At 42.3% G+C, this 16669-nt stretch carries 18 protein-coding genes; all 18 read right to left on the reverse strand.

Annotation, left to right across the window (positions count from 1 at the left end):
- Positions 1 to 278: 278 nt before the first annotated feature.
- The 18 genes from rpoD to LCY76_RS14270 all read right to left on the reverse strand — a co-directional run bounded on the left by rpoD (position 279) and on the right by LCY76_RS14270 (position 16669).
- Positions 279 to 1403 (reverse strand): RNA polymerase sigma factor RpoD, encoded by a 1125-nt coding sequence (gene rpoD / locus LCY76_RS14185; RefSeq protein WP_053357843.1) that lies wholly within the window; start codon positions 1401 to 1403, stop codon positions 279 to 281.
- A gap of 36 nt (positions 1404 to 1439) precedes the next feature.
- Positions 1440 to 3251, reverse strand: a complete 1812-nt coding sequence (gene dnaG / locus LCY76_RS14190) for a DNA primase (RefSeq protein WP_248253165.1) — start codon at positions 3249 to 3251, stop codon at positions 1440 to 1442.
- A 66-nt stretch (positions 3252 to 3317) separates the two neighbouring features.
- Positions 3318 to 3788: a YaiI/YqxD family protein gene (locus tag LCY76_RS14195; protein WP_248253166.1), complete on the reverse strand. Its 471-nt coding sequence runs from the start codon at positions 3786 to 3788 to the stop codon at positions 3318 to 3320.
- Between the two features lie 271 nt (positions 3789 to 4059).
- A complete protein-coding gene (locus LCY76_RS14200) occupies positions 4060 to 4884 on the reverse strand; it encodes a pyruvate, water dikinase regulatory protein (RefSeq protein ID WP_248253167.1) in 825 nt (274 codons plus the stop codon).
- A 22-nt stretch (positions 4885 to 4906) separates the two neighbouring features.
- Positions 4907 to 5557, reverse strand: a complete 651-nt coding sequence (ccpN, locus tag LCY76_RS14205; protein ID WP_336606259.1) for a transcriptional regulator CcpN — start codon at positions 5555 to 5557, stop codon at positions 4907 to 4909.
- A 92-nt stretch (positions 5558 to 5649) separates the two neighbouring features.
- Complete coding sequence (gene recO / locus LCY76_RS14210) at positions 5650 to 6393, reverse strand: DNA repair protein RecO (protein ID WP_248253168.1); 744 nt, start codon at positions 6391 to 6393, stop codon at positions 5650 to 5652.
- 36 nt (positions 6394 to 6429) lie between these two features.
- Complete coding sequence (locus LCY76_RS14215; protein WP_248253169.1) at positions 6430 to 6573, reverse strand: YqzL family protein; 144 nt, start codon at positions 6571 to 6573, stop codon at positions 6430 to 6432.
- A 94-nt stretch (positions 6574 to 6667) separates the two neighbouring features.
- Positions 6668 to 7576 (reverse strand): GTPase Era, encoded by a 909-nt coding sequence (gene era, locus LCY76_RS14220; protein WP_248253170.1) that lies wholly within the window; start codon positions 7574 to 7576, stop codon positions 6668 to 6670.
- Positions 7569 to 7967, reverse strand: a complete 399-nt coding sequence (locus LCY76_RS14225) for a cytidine deaminase (RefSeq protein ID WP_248253171.1) — start codon at positions 7965 to 7967, stop codon at positions 7569 to 7571. Before LCY76_RS14225 ends, era begins: the two co-directional genes overlap by 8 nt.
- A gap of 52 nt (positions 7968 to 8019) precedes the next feature.
- Positions 8020 to 8427, reverse strand: coding sequence for a diacylglycerol kinase family protein (locus tag LCY76_RS14230; RefSeq protein ID WP_419714949.1), 408 nt, complete (start codon positions 8425 to 8427; stop codon positions 8020 to 8022).
- The gene (gene ybeY, locus LCY76_RS14235; protein WP_248253172.1) at positions 8393 to 8863 is read right to left on the reverse strand and encodes an rRNA maturation RNase YbeY; all 471 of its coding nucleotides are present in this window, start codon (positions 8861 to 8863) and stop codon (positions 8393 to 8395) included. The genes LCY76_RS14230 and ybeY overlap by 35 nt, the downstream gene beginning before the upstream one ends.
- Complete coding sequence (locus LCY76_RS14240; protein WP_248253173.1) at positions 8863 to 11001, reverse strand: HD family phosphohydrolase; 2139 nt, start codon at positions 10999 to 11001, stop codon at positions 8863 to 8865. The genes ybeY and LCY76_RS14240 overlap by 1 nt, the downstream gene beginning before the upstream one ends.
- Before the next feature lie 351 nt (positions 11002 to 11352).
- Complete coding sequence (locus tag LCY76_RS14245) at positions 11353 to 12315, reverse strand: PhoH family protein (RefSeq protein WP_248253174.1); 963 nt, start codon at positions 12313 to 12315, stop codon at positions 11353 to 11355.
- Between the two features lie 5 nt (positions 12316 to 12320).
- Positions 12321 to 13514, reverse strand: a complete 1194-nt coding sequence (gene yqfD / locus LCY76_RS14250; RefSeq protein WP_248253175.1) for a sporulation protein YqfD — start codon at positions 13512 to 13514, stop codon at positions 12321 to 12323.
- Between the two features lie 21 nt (positions 13515 to 13535).
- A complete protein-coding gene (gene yqfC, locus LCY76_RS14255) occupies positions 13536 to 13820 on the reverse strand; it encodes a sporulation protein YqfC (RefSeq protein WP_053357834.1) in 285 nt (94 codons plus the stop codon).
- Between the two features lie 101 nt (positions 13821 to 13921).
- Positions 13922 to 14323, reverse strand: coding sequence for a hypothetical protein (locus LCY76_RS14260; protein ID WP_248253176.1), 402 nt, complete (start codon positions 14321 to 14323; stop codon positions 13922 to 13924).
- Positions 14324 to 14326: 3 nt separating this feature from the next.
- Positions 14327 to 15334, reverse strand: a complete 1008-nt coding sequence (floA, locus tag LCY76_RS14265; RefSeq protein ID WP_053357832.1) for a flotillin-like protein FloA — start codon at positions 15332 to 15334, stop codon at positions 14327 to 14329.
- A complete protein-coding gene (locus LCY76_RS14270; RefSeq protein WP_248253177.1) occupies positions 15335 to 16669 on the reverse strand; it encodes an NfeD family protein in 1335 nt (444 codons plus the stop codon).

The following is a 16669-nucleotide window of genomic DNA, read 5'->3' on the forward strand; positions in this document are numbered from 1 at the left end:
GTATAATTTCACCATTGTGTGTAATCGCTTTCAAGTTTATTATAGATATAAAGGCAGAATTTTTACAACATTAACATTATTATTTTTACGTTTATTTTCCTTCTTTTGGAAGTCGTTTTTTATCAGGGTGATTTGCATTCAGCAAAATTTATCAGTAAAATGAATAATAATAACTGGTAAAAATGTTATTATGTTCTATTTTACTCGTTCGTTCAATAAATCATTGAGCAAAATAAAAAAAGCCTGCCGGCAAGGGCAGACTTTATCACTGATCTATTTTATTCCAAGAAATCCTTCAATCTCTTGCTTCTGCTTGGATGGCGGAGTTTACGAAGTGCTTTAGCTTCGATTTGGCGGATCCGTTCACGGGTTACTCCGAAAACTTTCCCAACTTCTTCCAGAGTACGTGTACGGCCGTCATCAAGACCGAATCTTAAACGCAAAACATTCTCTTCTCTGTCGGTGAGGGTATCGAGTACATCTTCGAGCTGCTCTTTTAACAGTTCATAAGCTGCAGCTTCAGAAGGAGCTAGTGCGTCCTGATCTTCAATGAAGTCACCAAGGTGAGAATCGTCTTCTTCACCAATCGGTGTTTCAAGAGAAACAGGTTCCTGGGCGATCTTCAGGATTTCGCGTACTTTGTCCGGAGTGAGATCCATTTCCGCACCAATTTCTTCAGGCGTCGGTTCGCGGCCCAAGTCTTGCAGCAGCTGCCTCTGGACGCGGATCAATTTATTTATTGTCTCTACCATATGAACAGGAATACGGATGGTTCTTGCCTGGTCAGCGATAGCTCGTGTTATAGCCTGTCTGATCCACCATGTGGCATACGTACTGAACTTATAGCCTTTGCGGTAATCAAACTTCTCAACCGCTTTAATAAGTCCCATGTTGCCTTCCTGAATAAGATCAAGGAAGAGCATCCCGCGGCCTACGTAACGCTTGGCAATACTTACAACTAGCCTAAGGTTCGCTTCAGCAAGGCGGCGTTTTGCTTCTTCGTCACCTTCTTCGATTCGTTTAGCAAGGGAAATTTCTTCTTCTGCAGAAAGAAGATCCACGCGGCCGATCTCTTTTAAGTACATTCGTACAGGGTCATTAATTTTCACCCCTGGAGGAACGCTGAGATCGTTGAGGTCAAACTCTTCTTCTTCCTTGCCCGCCTCAAACTTAGGCTCTTCTTCATCAGAATCAGATTCATCGGTTACTTCTACACCCTGTTCTTCAAGGAAGTTGTAGAACTCATCCATTTGCTCTGAATCCTGATCAAAAGGCGCAAGTTTGTTGGTAATGACCGTATAGGTCAGCGCACCATTCTTTTTCCCTGCTTCAATTAATTGCTCTTTTACTTGATCGATGGTTAATTCGCCCTCCGTCTCGCGACGGTTTGGTTTCTCAGCCATTCGATCCCCTCCTTCCACACTTCAACAAAAAAATAATCAGCCTTTTAATTCTTTTTTCATTTGAAGTATCTCCATTGCTATTTGGGCCGCCCTGGCAAAATCCTGCCCGCGTTCCGCTTCCTTTTTGTGCTTTTCTTTACCCTGTATCACCAGCCATTTAGGATAGTTGGTGATCTGTCTTATATAATCACTCATTTCCTTATCGGAAAGATGTTCATTGACAGTCAGCATCGCCAGCTCGGAAGCAATCTTTTTTAACCTGTCATCTTCAATGCGCTGCAGGAACAAACCAACATTGGGCAAATTTCCTTCTTCATAGAAGGCATATAAATAAGCTGCAACCGCATTGTGTTCTTCAATGTTAAATGATGCTCCCAGTAATTCCTGAACCCTGATGGCAACGTCTGTGTTTTTCAGCATATGCGCAAGTAGAATCCGTTCAGCATTATGATAGGCAGGCAAAAGCGGTTTGTTATAGTAAGTATTATTCCTAGGATTATTATTCCTGTTTGTGTCAACATTATCCTTTTTTCGCTTTTGCTGCTTAGCTGTATAAAACTGCTGCTGCTTTAGAGCTTCCAGAGAGAGGTTGAATTCATCAGCTAGCTGCCTTAAATAATGGTCTTTTTCAACCGCATTAGGCAATTGGCTGATTTCCTTTATTATCTCTTCGATATAGAGCATTCGTTCTCCTTCATCGTTGAGATTTTTACCTCTTCTGTAATATTGAATTTTAAAAGCCATTACGGTTAAACTTGCCCCTATTACATCCCTGTTAAACTTCTCGGCTCCATATTTTTGGATATAGTCATCGGGATCAAGACCGTCTGGCATTTTCGCAATTTTCACATTGCATCCTGCTTTTAATAAAATCGATGAAGCTCTAAAGGAAGCTTCAACACCTGCATGATCGGAATCATAACAGATAACGACAGAAGGCACATTTCGTTTCAGCAGCTTTGCCTGATCTTCTGTCAAAGAGGTTCCAAGTGTGGCCACCCCATTTTCAACGCCTGCTCTCCAGGCAGCAATCGTATCAACATACCCTTCAAATAGAACAGCCTGCTGTTTTTTCCTCATTTCAGGACGGGATAAATGCAAGGCATACAAGTTCTTGCCTTTATTAAACAGCAAGGTCTCAGGGCTGTTCAAATATTTGGGTTCCCCGCTGTCCAAAATTCTGCCCCCAAAGCCGATGACTTTACCGTTTTTATCCCAGATTGGAAACATGATCCGGTTTCTGAACCGGTCAAAGAATTTACCGTCAAAGTCCCGTTTGCCAAGCAAACCGGCTTTTTCAGAGAGCTCCAGCGAGAAATTTCTTCTGCTGAGGAAGTTGGTGGCCGAATCCCAGGAATCAGGTGCAAACCCGATTTGAAACCGTGAGATGACTTCATCCGAAAACCCTCTGCCCTTTAAATAGTCGAGAGCTTTCAAACCTTGCTCGGTATTGAGCAGATAGTGATGAAATAGTTTCGCCAAAAGTTCATGAGCCTCGGCCATGACTGCCCGGTTATCTGAGGATTTGCTGTTTCCAGACTGCCGTTCCAGTTGAGGTAAATCTATTCCCGTTCGCTGTGCAATATGCTTCACTGCCTCAAGAAATGAAAATCCTTCGATATTCATTAGAAAAGAGAAAGCATTACCGCCTGCTCCGCAGCCGAAACAGTGGTAGATCTGCTTATCAGGCGAAACAGAAAAGGAAGGGGATTTCTCTCCGTGAAATGGGCATAAGCCAAAATAATTGCGCCCTTGTTTCTTCAAGGTTACATAGTCACTGACAAGTTCTACAATATCTTGAGATGTTCGAACTTTTTCTATAAGTTCGTCCGGAATTCGTTCTGCCATGTTTAAACACCGCTTTATTTACTTTCCTCTGTAAAAATCACACAGGTTATAGTTATTCGTTAAGAGTTATTGAAATCCTTCAATATTCGACAACATTTTTTTAAATTGTCCGGAGAAACGTTCAAGATCAGAATCCTGAAACTTCGCTGGTCCTTTTGTACGGTTGCCGGCTCTTCTTTCTTTCCCGGAAATGTACCTTTCAAAAAGCATTTTTTCCATATCTTCCTCCCGGTATAAAAAACCGCGGGGATGGAACGTAATCACACCTTTTGGGACCAGGATACTGGCCAGGCCAAAATCCTGAGTAACCGCAATATCTCCTTTCATTGAATGATTCATTAGATACAAGTCTACTTCTTCACGGTTGGCATCGACCAGAATCCACTCTACACCAGGTGAAGGGGCTGTATAATGGGCATATGAAATGACAAAAAATGCCGATAAATTAAATTCCCGACAATGTTCGATAATAGAATTCCTAATCGGAACCGGGCAAGCATCTCCATCTACCCATACTTTTGCTTTAGAATTAGACATAATTTAAATTTCTACATCCTCCATAAGAATCCTTCTACAAAATAAACATGTCGAAGAAAACCTTTTTATGTGTTACGTCTTGTTGAAGAATGCTGTTTCATAGAATCAGTCTGTCCTGTGCTCTGGAAAGAACATTCTTATCCTATTCTAGGTTCCAATGCTAACTTTTAATCACAATTTTATATTATAGCTAAAAATTTATAATAATGCCAGAAAAATAACTTCCGCAGAAAAAAGCGTACAAAATCAAACGATTTCGTACGCAATATGGTTATCGATAGTTTTTGCCCGTATAAATGTTATAAATGAGATTTGCTGATTCCTCTACGGCTTTGTTTGAAACATCAATGACCCGACAGCCGATCCGGTCTATTGTTTTAGTGAAATAGTCAAGCTCCTGCCTGATGCGGTTGATATTGGCATAATTAGCCTCAGAATTTAACCCAAGAGCCATCAGTCTTTCTCTGCGGATATCGTTTAGTTTTTCAGGAGTGATGCTTAAACCGAAACACTTTTTAGCAGAGACTTTGAACAATTCATCCGGCGGCTCGACTTCAGGAACAAGCGGAACATTGGCCACTTTCAGTCGTTTGTGAGCCAGATACTGCGATAAAGGTGTTTTAGACGTCCTTGACACTCCTACCAAAACGATATCGGCTTTTAAAATCCCCCTTGGATCTCTTCCATCATCATACTTAACAGCAAACTCAATGGCTTCAACTTTTCGGAAATAATCATCATCCAGCTGATGGACAATTCCTGGCTCATATCTCGGTACCTGCTGAAGAAGCTGCTGCATCTGGTTCATCATCGGACCGATAATATCTACTGCAACCACTCCCGAAACCAGTGCCTGCTGCAGGAGAAACTCCTTCATTTCTGGTATGACAAGTGTAAACGCGATTAGAGCCTGATGTTCTTTAGCTAATGCCACTACTTCTTTAATGGTTTCCTTATCTTCTACATATGGAACCCGCTTAAGCTCAATGGCAGTTGAATTAAATTGGCTGGCCGCGGCTTTTACAACAAGCTCCGCAGTTTCGCCAACAGAATCGGATACAACATAAATCATTGGGCGATTTATTTGGTCAGTCATCATTACCTCCTGATTGCGAAGATCAAATAATCATTTCATCCCTGGCCAATTCAACAAAGGCCTTGGTAATATTCGTTTTCGTAATTCTTCCCACTACTTCATACCCTTCGTCATTGGGAGCTTTTTTTACGACCGGCAGCCCGTCAATCTGCTTTTGGATGAGAATATGGGCAACATCCAGTAAATGGTCTTCTTTAAAACAATATGTGATATTCGGCATCCTGGTCATAATAATGTTGATGGGGATGGCGTTTAATTCCTGTTTTCCCATACTGGCTCTCAATAAGTCTTTTCTTGAAACCACTCCAACAAGATGAGAGTTTTTATTCACGATAAACAAAGTTCCCACATCTTCAAGAAACATGGTACAGATCGCTTCATATACGGTTGAAGATTCAGGAACCACAACGGGGATCGATGAAAATTCATGGACTTGTATCTTCTTGATTTTTTCAGTCAATAGCTGGGAGCCTGTTTTGCCTGTATAAAAATAGCCCACACGGGGTCTGGCATCCAAATAACCAGCCATCGTTAAAATGGCTAGGTCAGGCCTAAGCGTAGCTCTTGTCAAATGCAAACGGTCTGCAATATGTTCCCCTGTAATAGGTCCATGGTCTTTTACGATCTGCAATATTGTTTGTTGCCTTTTATTCAGTTCGATTGTTCGCACCACCTTAGCAAACTTGAAATGTGTTATACTCTTTATTAAACATTATATACTAATTAAGGGAGCAAACGAAGCTAAAAGGTATAAAAGCAACATTATTATTCAAATTTATTCAATTGATCCAAAAACTTTTTAGATTTGAAGAACATCCCTGAATACTCATCAATGTAGGTAGATAAAATAAACTGGATTGCGTCCTTTGTCTGTTTTTTTAACGATACATTTCCAAGCCGGTTTAAATCAAAATGATAAAACAGGTGAAGGAGCCTTGCGGTTGCTTGAGTCAGCGGGATCCTGTTCGGGTCCAGGTGATGGCACCTGTCACAGAGAAAACCACCTTCCCGGACGGAAAAGGCAAATTCCCCTTCAGTTTTGCCGCAGTTGGCGCAGTGATTTACTTGGGGGCCGATGCCCGCTTGCTGCAGCATTTTCATCTCAAAAATAAACGTGATAACTTCTGGATCTGCACCTTCATTTATAAGGTTGAAAGATTGCCAAACATGTTCAAATAAATAGGGCTGAGTTTTTTTCTCTTCTGTCACCTTATCAAGAAATTCAACCATATAAGCACAATAAGCTGTTTTAAACAAATCTTCCTTGATGCCTCTGAACGAGTCGATGATCTCACCTTGACTAAGAGAACCCAGCCCCCTGCTTTGCTGAAAAACGAAATGACCGTATGTAAAGAGCTGTGCAACAGAAGAGAGGCGACTTTTTGGTTTCTTCGCCCCTCTTGCCATAACTCCTATTTTTCCGTTTTCTCTCGTAAAAAGAGTAAGAATTACGTTTGTTTCACCGTAGTCCACTTTTCTGATAACAATTCCTTCAACCTTTTGCAGCATGATTACACCACCACCAGGTCATTTAATGAAGGCACCTTATTGGATGGGAGAGTCAATATGTGCTTGCTGATCTTCTTGCTGAGCCACACTTGTTGACATGTCGACCTCAAGTTCTTTAAACAACAAATAGGTATCGATACTGCCCGTTTCGCAAAATACCTTCCAGGTAAATTCTTTCATGGGAATGCTCCACCTTTCAAGTTGTTTTTATAAAACTCTCTTGCCCTTAGGTTTGCCTAATATATCTTTTTAATGTGAAGGAAAATATGGAAGATCAATATTCGTCTTCGTTGAATCCGAATTCCTTTAGATTACTCAGCTTGTTTCTCCAATCATTCTGTACTTTCACGAAAAGCTCCAGAAAAACTTTAGATCCAAGCAAGTTTTCAATATCTGTACGGGCTCGTTTTCCGACCTCTTTCAGCATCGAACCTTGTTTTCCTATGATGATCCCTTTTTGAGATTTTCGTTCAACGATGATGGTGGCGTTTATAAATACCACGTCACGGTCCTCACGTCGCTGCATCTGTTCAATGACAACAGCAATGGAGTGAGGAATCTCCTCTCTCGTCAGGTGCAGTACTTTTTCACGAATCAGCTCACCGGCAATAAATCGTTCAGGATGATCTGTAATCTGGTCTTCTGGATAATATTGCGGACCTTCCTCCAGATATTCTGTAATCTGGTTCATGAGCGTATTCACGTTGTTGCCCTGTAGAGCAGAGATCGGTATCACTTCCTGTACATCAACCTTGCCTCTGTAAAAGTCGATCAGCGGAAGCAGCTGGTCAGGGTGGATCGTATCAATTTTATTGATCACAAGGAAGATCGGCTGTTTGATGTCCTGAAGTTTATCAATGATAAACTGATCTCCTCTGCCATACCCTTCTTCTGCATTGATGACAAAAAGAATCAAATCTACTTCCCTTAATGTCTGCTGAGCGATTTTTGTCATAAAATCACCTAAACGGTGCTTAGGTTTATGAATACCCGGAGTGTCTATAAAAATAACTTGTGCTTGATCCGTTGTATACACTCCCTGGATCTTATTCCTTGTTGTCTGCGGCTTGTCACTCATAATGGCGATCTTCTGGCCGATGATATGATTTAACAACGTTGATTTCCCAACGTTCGGCCGTCCGATTATAGAAACAAAGCCTGATTTGTAACCTGTGTTATTCATTCAAATCCCCCGGTGAAAACGCCCCTGGAAGCAATTCTTCCACAGTCGTTTCCATGATGTTTCCTTTTAAATTTGTTAAATAAACTTTCATGCCTGGCGGGCATAGTTCTGAAATGACTTGTCTGCAAGCTCCGCAGGGCGGAACGGGCCGATCTGTATCTGCTACTACGGCTATGGCAGCAAACTCTTTATCACCTTCAGAAACGGCTTTGAACAATGCTGTCCGTTCTGCGCAGTTTGTTACACTATAAGCAGCATTTTCAATGTTGGAGCCTCGATAGACCTTGCCGTCTTTTGTTAAGAGTGCAGCACCCACTTTAAATTTCGAATAAGGCACATAAGCATAATCTCTCGCTGAAACCGCTTCCTCAATCAGTTTTTCTTTTTCCATCTCTTGTTCCACCTTTCAACACCAGCCTTTACTCAATTCAAGCGGCTGATATCTAAGAGAAATAGTGTAAGGCAGGTTTTAAAAATAGCAGTAATCCGATTATAACAGCAATCACCGAAAAAACCAAAACTGCACCCGCCGCCATATCTTTGGCCTGCTTTGCTAACGGGTGGTAATCATTCGTGACCAAATCGACGAGGCGTTCAAGTGCCGTATTTACGATTTCAAGACAGATCACATTCCCAATGACAATCAGCAGAATGGAGAACCTCACAGCTGAAAATTCAAGGACATAGGCCACCAGTAAAACGATACAACTCACAGCGAGATGAATTTTAATATTCTGCTCACCTTTAACTGCAGCTTTAATTCCTTCCCAGGCATATCCAAAACTTCTAACAAATCTGCGGGCTGATGGCCTCATCTTATCTGGTGAGACCGTATTCGTTAAGAATTTCATCTTGCCTGCTGAACATTTTCTTTTCTTCATGTTCGTTCAGGTGATCATAGCCCAAGAGGTGAAGAAAACCATGAACGGTCAAAAAGCCAAGTTCTCTCAAGAATGAGTGTCCGTATTCTTCTGCCTGATTTTTAGCAATCTCTGCTGATATAATAATGTCACCAAGAATTCTCGGTAAATCATCTCCAATGATTTCTAGTTCTCCCTCACCCATTTCTTCCATCGCAAAAGAGATCACATCTGTTGGCGTATCTTTGTTCCGATATTGTTTGTTGATCTCATGGATCCGCTCGTTTGTTACAAAGGTAACAGAAAGCTCAGTCTCATTGGGAATGTCTTCCATGACTGCTGCCTGATTTAAAAGGTTCGTTAACTCCTCGATCTGAGCTGGGGAGATTTGTTCGGTTTCGTCTGTAAAATCAATGTGTAAGCTCATTATAAGTCCACCTTCTTTTTAATTTGCTGCTCAGGATATTCAATTCTCGAATGAAAAATCCCGTTCAATGTTTCACTGAGTGTCTTTGCTACCGTATTTAATTCTTTAAATGTAAGATCACATTCATCAAACTGCCCGTCTTCAAGGCGTTCAGTAATAATCTTGCGGATAATGGCTTCAATTTTAACCGGTGTCGGTTTGGAGAGGGAACGGACAGCTGCTTCCACACCGTCTGCAATTCCTACTACCGCGGCTTCTCTGGATTGAGCTTTCGGACCAGGATACCTGAAATCGGTTTCCTGGATCTCGGCATCACTCAGTTCAACTGCCTTGTGGTAGAAATATTGAAGCAGGGATGTCCCATGATGCTGTTCAGCTATATCAATAATTTCTCCAGGCAGCTTATATTCTTTCAACATTTCTGCTCCGTCATACGGATGGGCAATAATGATGGTCTTACTAAGCTGCGGTGTCAGTTTCTCATGCGGATTCTCCATATTCATCTGGTTCTCAATAAAGAAATGAGGCCTTTTTGTTTTGCCGAGATCATGATAATAAGATCCTACTCTGGCAAGAAGGCCGTTAGCTCCTATGGATTCACAGCCGGCTTCTGAAAGGTTGGCCACCATGACAGAATGATGATAAGTGCCAGGAGCTTCAATCAATAGTTTCCTTAAAAGCGGGTGATTAGGGTTCGAAAGCTCGATCAGCCGTGTCGTAGATAAGATGCCGAACCAGGATTCAAAAACCGGCATCAGCCCCAAGGCTAGTACAGATGCGAGGCATCCGGATAAAAAGCCAAATCCGATTTCCACCCCAATCTGTACAGGAGAGTACTTTCCATTTTGAAGCAACAGAATGATCAATATTGATAAAATATTGGTAAATGAAACGAGAACACCAGCCTTTAATATTCTTGATTTTAAATGCCGTTTTCCCAGATAAATGATTCCTGCCACACAGCCGAGCAATACGTAGATGCCAAGTGGAAAATTAAATGTTCCGGTAGATCCTTCATTAAAAATAAGTGTCGCGCAAACTGCAAATAGAACACTGGAAAGAATCGCTGTAAATTCGTTGAGCAGCATTTTAATCATCATAGCTCCTGCAGCGATCGGAACCACAAAAAAGATTCCTGTGATCTCCAGTTTATCAATGAAGCTTGTCAGTTTCATTACGATCAAGGAAAACGTGATCAGGATGACATACAGCAGCATCTGCTTTTTTTGCAGAGGCGCCGTTGCTTTTAAAGATTCTTTAATAAAATAATACAGGCCTATGACTAAAATAAGAACAAAAAGTAAAAGACCTAAATACGGATATATCGCAACTTCCTTATCAAGAAGCCCTACCAGCTTAAGCTGCCTGAATTTTTCAGGGGTAACCACGTCTCCCTCTCTGACGATGATTTCTCCTTCTTTAATCTCGACCGGTTCCGCTTCATCGATCGCTTTTTGTTTCGCCAATTTCGTTTTATCAACGTCCAGCAGAAAATTAGAGATGATATTGCTTCGGGTCAGTTCAACAACAGCATTTTTTAAAGAACTCGAAAAATTTGAATTCTGCTGTATTTTATCTTCTGCCTTGTCACGGAAAAATTCGATCTGATCGACCCTGATCTTATTTTTAAGCGTGTCGTTGATTACTGAGCTTGCAAGGTCTCTGCCGTTTCTGAGTTCAGAAGGAGAGGCATTAAACAGGGCAGTATACGCTTCTGGAGAGATCTGGTCGTTTCCAACCATCCCCTTGATCTGATCTATTTTCTGGTCAAGTGTCAGCGGGTCCTTATCTTTTTTATTCTTGCTCTCCGCTTCGTTGATTTTTTCGATAGCCTTAAAGATCTCATTGGACTTTTCCGCCTGTTTCAGCGGACTGTCTTCATCATAGGAATAAATATTCTCTACTTTGTCCGCTGCATCGTTTTGCTTTTTCAGCGTTTCTTCTTTCATCTCAATCGTGATCGGTGATTGAATATCACGCGGGGAAATGGAGTACGGCCCAACATCCACCGTATCAGGGGTTACATTGCTGAGCAAGCTGGCGTAGATAATAAGAGCCAGCAGTCCAAACATAAAAAAATTCCATTTATTATGCAGCCCCTTTTTTATTCGCAAACGTTTTTTGATCTGATTCGTCAACTCGTACCATCCCCCGCCTGTCTCTCCTTTTGTTATCTTCATATTAACAAAAACTGGACATAGAGGATAGCAGAGAAAAAGAATAAAAAATTCAGCATGCATAGAAGTGGTGTCCAGCTCCAGCGCCCAAGGCTGAAATCGTTTTTCCTGTTTTCAGCATGGGTCCTCGTTAGATGAAAAGTAAGATCTTCTTTTCATCCTTAGTCGTCTTCACTCTTACTTCTCAACACAAAAAGCATGTTGTTGTGTAAGAGTTCCAGCGCTTGTCGGACCTTAGCAGGGGGCTGCAGCTTTTCTTCACAAAAAAAAGAAAAAGCTTGAGGGTTTTCTTCAAAAACCCTCAAGCTTTTTCTACTTCTCTGTCTTTTCGTATGCTGAAATAATTCGTTGAACAAGCGGGTGCCTTACTACATCCAGCTGCTTTAAGAATATAAATTGTATGCCTGGCACACCATTGAGCGTCCGTTCAGCGATTTTAAGGCCTGATTCTTTTCCTTTCGGAAGATCGATTTGTGTCAGATCCCCCGTGATGACCATCCTAGAGCCGAAACCAAGACGTGTTAAAAACATTTTCATTTGTTCTGGCGATGTATTCTGTGCTTCATCTAAAATGACAAAGCATTCATCCAGCGTCCGTCCCCTCATATAGGCAAGCGGAGCTATTTCGATCGTGCCTCTTTCCAGCAGCCGTTCCGTATGCTCCATCCCAAGAAGGTCATGAAGTGCATCATACAAGGGGCGAAGATATGGATCGACTTTTTCTTTTAAGTCACCCGGCAGGAATCCTAAGCTTTCGCCCGCTTCAACCGCCGGCCTTGTAAGAACTATCTTTTTTATTTTTCCTTCTTTTAGAGCAGCAACAGCCATAACAACGGCTAAGTAAGTTTTACCCGTACCTGCTGGACCGATTCCAAAAACGAGGTCTCCCTTTTTCATCGCAGATACGTAATGGCGCTGACCGAGTGTCTTTACCCTGATTGGTTTACCTTTGACGTTGGTTGTAATCTCCTGCTGATACAATTCGGTGATCTCTTCAAGCATCCCCCGTTCAGAAAGCTGAACAGCATAAACAATGTCTCTTTCTGAAATATGAATCCCTTTACGGATAAGGTTTAGAAGTACGATTAAAACATCCTCCACTTTCTGAACCGTGTCGGATGTTCCACTGACAGAAATATCTTCACCTCTAGTGACAATCGTGACTTCAAGCTTATCTTCAATTATCTTCAGAAAAGCATCGTTAGGTCCGAAAAGCGCTTGGGCTTCCCCTTGATTTTCTAGTTGTAATCGCTGTAATTTAATGGGTTCTGACAAACTACTCAGTCTCCTTGTTGGATAAGTATAGGTTGTTCAGATGCAATATTTTCTATTACCTGGTAGTGCATCGATAAATTAACTTTACCATTAGATACTGACTGGCGCAAAATTTTTTCTTCTTTTATCCGGGCATCATGAGCAAGCAGTTTTCTCACTTCTTTTTTTGCCATGGCCCTGCCTGCTTGCACAGCTTCTTCCTTCGTATAGACCCTTTTTACACCATCTGTTTCCCTGATCTCTTTTTTAATAAAAGAAACTGGGAGCGTCCATTTCCAAAACTTCAGCGGTGTTTCATTTTCACTGACTTCTTTGCTTTTATATTCCCCGTCTTTCCATCCCCAAATCGGAATCCTGAGACCAAAAAGGCGGAGTTTATGCTGTGTCACAGTATTGCCTGTATACGTCTGAAATTTCGTTGCAAGCGGGATGGTCACATTGGTCGTATACCACGTTTCACCAAGGACTACTCCTTTTGCAGGGACAAGCTTGGTTTTTCCTTCTTTACCGATATATCCAGAGACAAGAAGAGCCCCTTTATAAACAAATTGATGCGGAGACACAACGGGTTGTCCCTTTTCAACGAACATGTCATAGATCACAGCATCTTTTTTTGCCACTAAATGTCTTGGTGATAGAGCTTCTTTCCGCTTTGGGATCTCTTTTTCCACCACTTGAAAGTTATAGGTTGTCCCATTAAGGCTGACTCCGATCCACGTCACATTATCCATGGCGTTCGTCAGCTGTTGCTGAAGCTGCCTTACATTCGGCAGGAGAAAGATAAATTTCCCTTTCTTAATGCCCAGTTCTTTTGCTGCTTTTAGCAACTGGTATTCTGTTTTAGGATTTGCTCCTGTCACATTAATATTCCAAACCATGTTAGATAATAGGAATAGAATGACTAAAAAGCCTGCAAGACCTAAGATAAGGCCGTTTCTCCTCCACATTCTGGCTGCCCAGAACGGCAAACCGTTCTTTTCTATAAAACGAATTTTGCACCCTGTCTGTTTTAAGAGGGGCCGAAAACCCTTAATATTCTTAGTATAAAGACAAGCTGTTACGGCGTTCTCATTCGTCCGCCTAAGGTTCCATATCGAGATATTTTGAGCGAGACATTCGTTAATAAAGTCTTCGATGTTTTCTCCCCGTATTTCAACTTTCACATAACTGTTTATAGGTTCCAGCCAGTCCTTTTTCATAACAGCCTCCTGTCCACAGGTTTACGTGGCTTTGTCATAATAAACTCCATCTATGCTGCCCTCAAGCAGAATTTCTTCCGGCAATATCGTCTTAATTACAAAATCCTGGCCCTTGATCACGAGGTTGCCCTGCTTCAAACGGAGTTTTAATTCCTCTTTTGAAAAAGCTATGACTCCCCGGTGATTTTCTATATAAATATGTAACTGGCCAATCATTGTAATACGGGGCAAATCCATCATGGCATCCGCAGGGAGATCCAATTTTTCCACAAGCCACTTTGTTACCTGCTGTCTCCACTTTGCCATCCGCAACACCCCTCTCATCTCATTTTTATGAAGACGTGGGATAAACTATCACACCTAAATGAAAAAAGGCCGCCAAATCTGGCAGTCCTTTTCGTCTAATCTTATTTTTTTCTTCCGTGCGGTGGATTGAAGGCCCTTGGTTTACCCAATATCTCTGACCAGATGATACCTTGCACAATGTTCTCTTTTTTTACTTTAACCGTAATGATCTCATTGCTTCTGTCTTTATAACGGTTACTCTTAAGTGGTTCTATTGTAAAGGTTTCCTGAGCTCTTCTTCTGACCTGCTGGTAGGTCGCTTCAGACAACGGAGGCGATTTTCCCTTTGATTCTTTCTTCTCAGGCTGAGAAAACGTGCTGGCACTTCTTTTCGTCTTGGCCATGCGTTTTGGAGGGGCTGAAAACTTCTGCTCCAGTCTTTTTTTGATTAACCCTAACAGCCCGACAACCACAAAGATTAAAAAAGGGATAAGGTCACCAATGGCATCCAGGATATGGTCCATCGGTTATTTCCCTTTTTTTCCTGGAAGTTCATCGTCACCATTCGGATCTGCAGATTTTCCGATGGACTCCCGCATCGAAGTATCAGCCATCACATTTGTTAAGTTGGCATAATCAAGTACTCCAAGCTTTCCGGAACGAAGCGCTTCAGCCATAGCTAACGGAACTTCAGCTTCAGCTTCCACTACTTTCGCTCGCATCTCCTGTACTTTCGCGATCATTTCCTGTTCGTTTGCAACCGCCATCGCTCTTCTCTCTTCAGCTTTTGCCTGTGCGATATTCTTGTCGGCGAGAGCCTGATCTGTCTGCAGTGCAGCACCTATATTTTTGCCGATGTCAATATCCGCAATATCGATGGATAAGATTTCAAATGCAGTGCCTGAGTCCAAACCTTTTGAAAGAACAGTCTGTGAGATCGTATCAGGGTTCTCCAGCACTTTCTTATGATTTTCACTTGAACCAATGGTGGATACAATCCCTTCACCGACCCTTGCGATTACCGTTTCCTCACCCGCACCCCCTACGAGCCGCTCGATGTTGGCTCTTACGGTAATTCTAGCCTTCGCTTTCACTTCAATCCCATTGAGCGCTACACCGGCAATGAACGGAGTTTCGATGACCTTCGGATTAACACTCATCTGAACCGCTTCCAGTACATCCCTCCCAGCCAGATCAATAGCTGCCGACCGTTCAAAGCTCAGTTCGATATCCGCCCTGTGCGCAGCAATTAAGGCGTTTACAACACGGTCCACATTCCCCCCTGCCAGGTAGTGGCTTTCCAGCTGATTCGTCGTTAAGTTAAGCCCTGCTTTCTGAGCCTTGATCAGCGGATTGATAACCCTGGAAGGGATAACCCTTCTTAATCTCATTCCAATCAATGTAAAGATGCCAACCCGCACACCTGCAGCCAGTGCAGAAATCCAAAGAGCAACTGGAACAAAGGTAAACAAAACGGCCAGTACGATAACTATGACTCCTATTAGAACCAGTGTAGCAATAGGTCCAGTAAACATTTACATTCCTCCTTCATGATGATCTTTCACTTCTCTTACTACAATTCTTGAACCTTGAACTTTTACAATCTTAATCCGCTTTCCTTTTTGAATGAAAGACCCTTCAGTCACAACATCCAAGTATTCTCCATCCAGTTCTGCTGTTCCGGACGGCCTCAGCGGGGTAATAGATTCTGCAATCCTTCCGGATAAATCATGCCTCTGCCTGCTTGAAACATAGCCTTTCTCGGTACTCGTGCTGTCGAACAAGACAAGTTTTCGGAGCGGGCCTCTGTAACCGAAGAACTTAAGGAACAAGAATGCTCCAATAATTGTCACGACGATTGCGATGGCGATTGAGGTCACAATGGTGGTTAATGACCCTGCAGCCATGACTAGGCTGGCAATCACTGCAGTCAGCCCTAATATCCCGACAATACCGCCCGGAACAAAAACTTCAAGCAACAGAAAAATGATTCCTAAAATAAATAAGGCAATCGATTCCCATCCCGCTAGCCCTGCAAGAAGGTGTCCGAAAAAGTATAGAAACATTGAAGAAAGCCCAATGATTCCAGCTACGCCAAAACCAGCTGTGAACAGTTCGATCACCATTCCCAGGAAGCCAATCGAGAGCAAGATCGGAACAACGACCGGACTGGTAACAAAACTGGCAAGCCTTTCCGCTAAACTTAAATCTTCTTGTGTGACAGAAGCATCATCCAGTTTTAAATAAAAGAGCAATTCAGAACGGTCTTTTACAATCTTTTCGGCATAGCCGACTTTAACCGCCTGATTAGCGGTCAATGTTAATAATTCTCCTTTTTTTAGGCCGAGCTCTTTTAACTCCATATCATCATCAGCCATCGCACGAGCGTACTTTGGATTTCGGTTATTTAACTCTGCAGCTGCTTCCATTTCTGCGATCCATGCTGATTCTGCTTTTTTTCCAGCTGTATTCCCGCGCGAGTCTATAACAGCTGCTGAACCTATCGTTGTGGAGGGTTTCATCACAATTTCATCTGCATTCAATGCAATATACGCTCCTGCAGAAAAGGCATCCTTCACTATGTATGCTGTAGTAGGTATCTTCGTATCTCTTATCACTTCAGCGATGTTATTTGCTGAATCCACCCTTCCTCCAGGCGTATTGATTTCAAAGATGATGTGGTCTGCCCCTGCACTTTCTGCGTCTTTAATACTGCGTTTTAAAAACGCTTCCAGTCCTCTCTCAATTTCCTGCTGAACAGGGATAACGAACACCGTTTTACCGCTTCCCTCACTGCTTGCAGGTTGAATTGAAGCCATCAGAGGGATCATGATTAACGCAAGAAAAAATACGAATCGGACTTTTTTCAC

Source organism: Fictibacillus marinisediminis (genome assembly GCF_023149135.1).
GTDB lineage: Bacteria > Bacillota > Bacilli > Bacillales > Fictibacillaceae > Fictibacillus_C > Fictibacillus_C marinisediminis.